Origin of the sequence: Streptomyces bambusae (assembly GCF_019400985.1) — a bacterium.
Taxonomy (GTDB): Bacteria; Actinomycetota; Actinomycetes; order Streptomycetales; family Streptomycetaceae; genus Streptomyces; species Streptomyces bambusae_A.
The window spans coordinates 1-6,598 of the sequence record NZ_WTFF01000376.1 but is presented as its reverse complement, the minus strand read 5'-3'; the positions used below and the strand labels follow the sequence as shown (position 1 = coordinate 6,598).

General features: G+C 73.4%; 7 protein-coding genes and 3 tRNA genes. 7 read left to right on the top strand and 3 right to left on the bottom strand.

Annotated elements, in window-relative coordinates; genetic code table 11:
* Positions 1–183 precede the first annotated feature (183 nt).
* Positions 184–987, top strand: a complete 804-nt coding sequence (locus GPJ59_RS31880; protein ID WP_219671399.1) for a DsbA family protein — start codon at positions 184–186, stop codon at positions 985–987.
* A complete protein-coding gene (locus GPJ59_RS31875) occupies positions 987–1,913 on the top strand; it encodes a cytochrome c biogenesis CcdA family protein (protein ID WP_219671398.1) in 927 nt (308 codons plus the stop codon). The genes GPJ59_RS31880 and GPJ59_RS31875 overlap by 1 nt, the downstream gene beginning before the upstream one ends.
* 36 nt (positions 1,914–1,949) lie before the next feature.
* On the opposite strand, the gene GPJ59_RS31870 is transcribed toward GPJ59_RS31875, so the two are convergent.
* The 3 genes from GPJ59_RS31870 to GPJ59_RS31860 all read right to left on the bottom strand — a co-directional run bounded on the left by GPJ59_RS31870 (position 1,950) and on the right by GPJ59_RS31860 (position 2,232).
* Positions 1,950–2,026 (bottom strand) — tRNA-Phe (locus tag GPJ59_RS31870).
* 22 nt (positions 2,027–2,048) lie between these two features.
* Positions 2,049–2,122, bottom strand: a tRNA-Asp gene (locus GPJ59_RS31865).
* Between the two features lie 37 nt (positions 2,123–2,159).
* Positions 2,160–2,232 (bottom strand) — tRNA-Glu (locus GPJ59_RS31860).
* Between the two features lie 128 nt (positions 2,233–2,360).
* On the opposite strand from GPJ59_RS31860, the gene GPJ59_RS31855 reads away from it, so the two are divergent.
* The 5 genes from GPJ59_RS31855 to GPJ59_RS31835 all read left to right on the top strand — a co-directional run.
* The gene (locus tag GPJ59_RS31855; protein ID WP_219671397.1) at positions 2,361–2,711 is read left to right on the top strand and encodes a metallopeptidase family protein; all 351 of its coding nucleotides are present in this window, start codon (positions 2,361–2,363) and stop codon (positions 2,709–2,711) included.
* On the top strand, positions 2,708–3,202 hold the full coding sequence (gene crcB / locus GPJ59_RS31850) for a fluoride efflux transporter CrcB (RefSeq protein ID WP_219671396.1): 495 nt from the start codon (positions 2,708–2,710) through the stop codon (positions 3,200–3,202). The genes GPJ59_RS31855 and crcB (GPJ59_RS31850) overlap by 4 nt, the downstream gene beginning before the upstream one ends.
* Positions 3,199–3,573, top strand: a complete 375-nt coding sequence (gene crcB / locus GPJ59_RS31845) for a fluoride efflux transporter CrcB (protein WP_219671395.1) — start codon at positions 3,199–3,201, stop codon at positions 3,571–3,573. Before crcB (GPJ59_RS31850) ends, crcB (GPJ59_RS31845) begins: the two co-directional genes overlap by 4 nt.
* 228 nt (positions 3,574–3,801) lie before the next feature.
* Positions 3,802–4,263 (top strand): hypothetical protein, encoded by a 462-nt coding sequence (locus GPJ59_RS31840; protein ID WP_219671394.1) that lies wholly within the window; start codon positions 3,802–3,804, stop codon positions 4,261–4,263.
* Between the two features lie 238 nt (positions 4,264–4,501).
* The coding region (locus tag GPJ59_RS31835; protein ID WP_219671393.1) for a DEAD/DEAH box helicase at positions 4,502–6,598 on the top strand (2,097 nt) is incomplete at its 3' end.

The following is a 6,598-nucleotide window of genomic DNA, read 5'->3' as shown; positions in this document are numbered from 1 at the left end:
CCGACCACCAGATGCGCGCCGGCCGGGGCCGCGGCCGAGGCGTACGCGCCCCGCGCCCCGCTCGGGGTGCGCGGAGCCGTACGGGCCGCGCCAGGCCCGGTGGAGCTGTCGGTGCTGAGGGTCTAGGCGGACCGCGTTCCCGCAGGTCCAGCCCGTATCCGTACCCGTAGCACCGGAGCACCCGTGTCCACGTCCAAGCCCAAGCCCAAGCCCACGTCCAAGTCCACGGCCAAGCCTGCGTCGGCGAAGTCCGCATCGGCGAAGTCCGCGTCCGCCTCGAAGCCCCTGCTGATCTCCGCCGGTGTCGCCCTGGCCGCCGTCACCCTCGGCCTCGTCTCCTGGCAGGCCACCGCCGCCAAGGACGACACACCCGGCGGGTCGGCGCGCAACTCGGCCGCCGCAGCCGGGCGCGGGCAGGACGATCCCCGTACCGCCGCCCTGAAGCAGCTGGCCCGCCGCGACCCCGCCGACAAGCTCGCCCTCGGCCGGGCCGACGCGCCCGTCGTGCTGATCGAGTACTCCGACTTCAAGTGCGGCTACTGCGGCAAGTTCGCCCGTGACACCGAACCCGCGCTGATCAAGAAGTACGTCGAGGACGGCACCCTGCGCATCGAGTGGCGCAACTTCCCGATCTTCGGCGCCGAGTCCGAGGCCGCCGCGAAGGCCGCCTGGGCCGCCGGCCGGCAGGACCGCTTCGCGCAGTTCCACGCGGCCGCCTACGCCGAGGGTGCCAAGGAGAAGGGCTTCGGCGAGGCCCGCCTGCTGGAGCTGGCCCAGGAGGCCGGCGTCGGCGACCTCGACCGGTTCAAGCAGGACATGAACGGCCCCAAGGCCGCCGCCGCGCTGAAGAAGGACCAGGACGAGGGCTCCCGCATCGGCGTCAGCTCCACCCCGTCCTTCCTGGTGGGCGGCCGGCCGATCGCCGGGGCCCAGCCCCTGGAGGCCTTCACCCGGGCCGTGGAGCAGGCCAAGGCGGCGGCCCGCTGATGGAGATCGGCTACCTGGCCGCCCTGCTGGGCGGCCTCCTGGCGCTGCTCAGCCCGTGCAGCGCCCTGCTGCTGCCGGCGTTCTTCGCGTACTCCGTCGACTCCACCTCGCGGCTGCTGGCGCGGACCGGGATCTTCTACGCGGGCCTGGCCACCACCCTCGTACCGCTCGGCGCGGCCTCGTCCACCGCCGGCCGGTTCTTCCACGGCCACCGCGAGGAGCTGGTGCTGGTCGGCGGCTGGCTGATCATCGCGCTCGGACTGGCGCAGATCCTCGGCCTGGGCTTCGCGCCGCGGCGGATCGTGGAGCTCTCCGGGCGCATCCGGCCGACCACCGCGCTGTCGGTGTACGCCCTGGGCGCGGTCTACGGGCTGGCCGGCTTCTGCGCCGGGCCGATCCTGGGCAGTGTCCTGACCGTCGCCGGGCTGAGCGGCAACCCGGTCTACGGCGGCCTGCTGCTGGCCGTCTACGCCCTCGGGATGGCCGTACCGCTGTTCGTGCTGGCGCTGCTGTGGGAGCGCTTCGAGCTGGGCCGGCGGCGGTGGCTGCGCGGGCGGGCGTTCTCCGCGGGCCGCTTCGAGCTGCACACGACGTCGCTGCTGTCCGGGTGCTTCTTCATCGCGCTCGGCGTCCTCTTCCTCGCGTACGACGGCGCGAGCGCGCTGCCGGGCCTGCTCGACGTGGACGACTCGTTCGCGGTGGAGGAGTGGGTGCGGTCGGCGGCGGGCGGCGTACCGGACGGGGTGCTGCTCGGGCTGGTGGCGGCGGGCGCGCTGGCGGCGGGCGCCGTGCAGTGGCGCCGCCGGGCGCGGACACAGGAGCCGGCGGACGCCACCCGTACGGAGGACACGCGCACGTCGGACACCCGTACGGAGGACACGCGTACGGCGGAGGCCTGTGCGGAGGAGCCGGCGGAGGGCAGGTAACGCGGAAGGCCCCGTCCGACGGACGGGGCCTTCCGATGGTGGCTGGGGCCGGGGTCGAACCGGCGACCTATCGCTTTTCAGGCGATCGCTCGTACCAACTGAGCTACCCAGCCACGAAGCTCTTCCGAGCTTCAGCGATCCTGACGGGACTTGAACCCGCGACCTCCACCTTGACAGGGTGGCGAGCTAACCAACTGCTCCACAGGACCATGTTCGTGCGAGACAAGTCTCGCACAGGGTTGTGCGTGCCCCCAACGGGATTCGAACCCGTGCTACCGCCTTGAAAGGGCGGCGTCCTGGGCCACTAGACGATGAGGGCTAAGGGCCCACCTGGGCGCTTTCCAGCGCGTCGGGGACGTGAGAAGCATATGGGATGGGGGGAGCTATCGCCAAAACGGTTTGGCCCGCCCTGGCGGCAGCCGCCCCCGCTCGGGCGACAATGGCCGGGTGCTGGAGATGACGCGCGAGGAGTTCGAGGAGCTTGTCGCAGAGGCCCTGGACCGGATCCCGCCGGAACTGACCCGGCTGATGGACAACGTCGCGGTGTTCGTGGAGGACGAGCCCCCGACCGAGGACCCCGAGCTGCTCGGGCTCTACGAGGGGACCCCGCTGACGGACCGCGGCGAGTGGTACGCCGGGGTGCTGCCGGACCGGATCACGATCTACCGCAACCCCACCCTGCGGATCTGCGAGACCCGCGAGGACGTGGTGGAGGAAACGGAGATCACGGTCGTCCACGAGATCGCCCACCACTTCGGCATCGACGACGAGCGGCTGCACGCGCTGGGGTACGGGTGACCCGGCCGGTCCCCGGTGCGGAGGCGATCGATCCCGACGTCGACCTCCATGTGCCGGCGCAGCGCGCCGAGCCGCAGGGGCCGGTGCTCGCCGCGGTCGCGGTCGGCGGGGCCCTCGGTGCGGTGACGCGGTACGGGCTCTCACTGCTGTGGCCGGCCGGGGCGGGGGCGATCCCGTGGGCGGTGTTCTGGACGAACCTGTTCGGGTGCGCGCTGATCGGCGTCCTGATGGTGCTGGTGAGCGAGGGCGGCCGGACGGCGCATCCGCTGGTGCGGCCGTTCCTCGGGACCGGGGTGCTCGGCGGCTTCACCACCTTCTCGACCTACGCCGTGGACGTCGTACGGCTGCTGGACGAGGGGGAGTCCGGGCTCGCGTTCGCCTACGCCGCGGGCACGGTGGCGGGCGCGCTGGGCGCGGTGTGGGCGGGGGCGTCGGCCACCCGGTGGGCGATCGGGGCGGACCGGGAGATGGCCGTGCGGGGGCGTCTGTGAACTGGCTGCTGGTGATGGCGGGCGGGGCGCTCGGGGCCCCGCTGCGGTATCTGACGGACCGTGCGGTGCAGGCCCGGCACGAGTCGGTGTTCCCGTGGGGGACGTTCGTGGTGAACGCGTCCGGCTGCCTGCTGCTCGGGGCGCTCACCGGATCGGTGCTCGCGGGCGGCGCCTCCTCACGGCTCGGCCTGCTGCTGGGCACCGGGCTGTGCGGGGCGCTCACGACGTACTCGACGTTCTCCTACGAGACCTTGCGGCTGGCCGAGCGCGGCCGGGGCCTGCTGGCGGCGGCCAACGTGACGGCCTCCGTGCTGGTCGGGCTGGGCGCCGTCCAGCTGGGGCGGTGGGCGGTGGAGCGGCTGGCCGGGTAGCCGCGGGCTGCGCGGGCGCCGCCCCCCGGGCATATGCCTGGAGAGCAGGTGTCCGCAGGGGCGTGTCCCTTACGGGGCAAAGGGAGTTGGGCACATTGACCCGCTGCCCGCGGGCGTCGTCCAGCGGCCCCCGCTGTCGCCCGGCTCTGGAGGTGCCACGTGCGCCCGTTGTCCGCTTCCGCCCGACTGGCCGTCACCGCGCTCGCGCTGGCGGCGACGACCGGCTGCATGAGTGTCAGCGACGGCGCCGCGAAGCCGGACCCGGCCTCCTCGCCCGGCCACCGGGGCACGGTCGCATCGGCCGGAGGGATCGGTTCGGCACGGGGGGCGACCGGCCACGCCGCCGGGCACGGCAGGAAGACGGAGGCCGAGGGTAAGGACGGCAAGGCCGCGGCGGACGGCAAGGAGCGCCCCGGCGCCTCTCCCACGCCCGGCGCACCCGCCGGGGCACCCGGCGGACCGTCCCCCTCCACCGGCTCCGGCGGAGCCGGTGGACGCGGCTCGACCGGCGGCCAGGAGCCCCAGCCGCCCGCGCCCGGGGGCGGCGGCTCCGGCGGATCGGGCGGTTCCGTGCCGACCCCGCCCGCCTCGCCCACCCCCACGCCGCCCGCGCCGTCCCCCTCGGTGCCGCCCGTCGATCCGCAGCCGAGCCCGTCCTCGGGCGGGGGGGAGCCGTCCTCGGGCGGCTGAGAGGGGGCTGGAGGGGGGCATATCCGCAGGTCGGGACGGTTCAGGACGGATCGACTTGCCAGGGTGGGGGGAGGGTGCGTATGGTTATAGATCGTTTGATCCCATTGCCCGGCGCCGATCCGAAGAGCGCCGCGTGGCGCGTACTCTCCCTTGCCGTGGCTGACCGCATCGAGGCGGTCGAATTTGCGATTCACGGAGTTTGGGCGCGTGCCGAGACTCCGGAAGGTTTCGCATTCGCATGTCCATTTCCAGTTCCGACCGTGCCGTCATGCCCGAGAACGACTCGATCGAGACCGTCGAGACCCTTGCGGTCGACGAGACTCTCGAGGCGCTCGAGGCTGACGTCGCCGACGTGACCGTCGACCTCGCCGATGACGAGGACGAGAACGAGAACGACGAGCCCACCATCACCTTCGCCGACCTCGGCCTGCCCGAGGGCGTCGTACGCAAGCTCGCCCAGAACGGTGTCACCACCCCCTTCCCGATCCAGGCCGCGACCATCCCGGACGCCCTGGCCGGCAAGGACATCCTGGGCCGCGGCCGCACCGGCTCCGGCAAGACCCTCTCCTTCGGTCTGCCGCTGCTCGCCACCCTGGCCGGCGGCCACACCGAGAAGAAGCGCCCCCGCGGCGTCATCCTCACCCCGACCCGTGAGCTCGCGATGCAGGTCGCGGACGCCCTCCAGCCCTACGGCGACGTGCTCGGCCTGAAGATGAAGGTCGTCTGCGGCGGTACCTCCATGGGCAACCAGATCTACGCCCTGGAGCGCGGCGTCGACATCCTCGTCGCCACCCCGGGCCGCCTGCGCGACATCATCAACCGCGGCGCCTGCTCCCTGGAGGACGTCCAGGTCGCCGTCCTCGACGAGGCCGACCAGATGGCCGACCTGGGCTTCCTGCCCGAGGTCACCGAGCTCCTCGACCAGGTCCCGAGCGGCGGCCAGCGCCTGCTGTTCTCGGCCACCCTCGAGGACGAGATCGACACCCTGGTCAAGCGCTACCTGGTCAACCCGGTCACGCACGAGGTCGACCCGTCCGCCGGTGCCGTCACGACGATGACCCACCACGTCCTGGTCGTGAAGCCCAAGGACAAGGCCCCGGTCACCGCCGCCATCGCCGCCCGCAAGGGCCGCACCATCATCTTCGTCCGCACCCAGCTGGGCGCCGACCGCGTGGCCGAGCAGCTGCGCGACTCCGGTGTGAAGGCGGACGCGCTGCACGGCGGCATGACCCAGGGCGCCCGTACCCGCACCCTGGCGGACTTCAAGGACGGCTACGTCAACGTCCTCGTCGCCACCGACGTCGCCGCCCGCGGCATCCACGTCGACGGCATCGACCTGGTCCTCAACGTGGACCCGGCCGGCGACCACAAGGACTACCTGCACCGCTCGGGCCGTACCGCCCGCGCCGGCCGCTCCGGCGTCGTGGTCTCCCTGGCCCTGCCGCACCAGCGCCGCCAGATCTTCCGCCTGATGGAGGACGCGGGCGTCGACGCCTCGCGCCACATCGTCGGCGGGGCCGGCGCCTTCGACCCGGAGGTCGCCGAGATCACCGGCGCCCGGTCCCTGACCGAGGTGCAGGCCGACTCCGCGAACAACGCCGCCAAGCAGGCCGAGCGCGAGGTCGCCGAGCTGACCAAGCAGCTGGAGCGCCTCCAGCGCCGCGCCGTCGAGCTGCGCGAGGAGGCCGAGCGCCTGGTCGCCCGCGCTGCCCGCGAGCGGGGCGAGGACCCGGAGACCGCCGTGGCCGAGGCCGCCGAGGCGGCCGTCGCCGAGGTCGCCGCCGAGCTGGCCGCCGCGCCGGTGCAGGAGGAGCGCGCCGAGCGCCCGTACGAGCGCCGCGACGAGCGGGGCAACTTCGAGCGCCGCGACCGCCGTGACGACCGTGGCAACTTCGAGCGCCGCGACCGTGGTGACCGTGGCTTCGAGCGTCGTGACGACAGCCGCGGTGGCGGCTTCCGCCGCGACGACCGTGGCGACCGTGGTGGTTTCAACCGCGACCGCCGTGACGACCGTGGCTTCGAGCGTCGTGACGACAACCGCGGCGGTGGCTTCCGCCGCGACGACCGCGGTGACCGTGGTGACCGTGGTGGTTTCAACCGCGACCGCCGTGACGACCGTGGCTTCGAGCGTCGTGACGACAACCGCGGCGGTGGCTTCCGCCGCGACGACCGTGGCGACCGGGGCGGTTTCAACCGCGACCGCCGTGACGACCGTGGCTTCGAGCGTCGTGACGACAACCGCGGTGGCGGCCTCCGCCGCGACGACCGTCCCTCCGGCGGCCTCCGCCCGGGCGGCGGCGACCGCCCGTTCAAACGCGACCGCCGTGACGGCCGT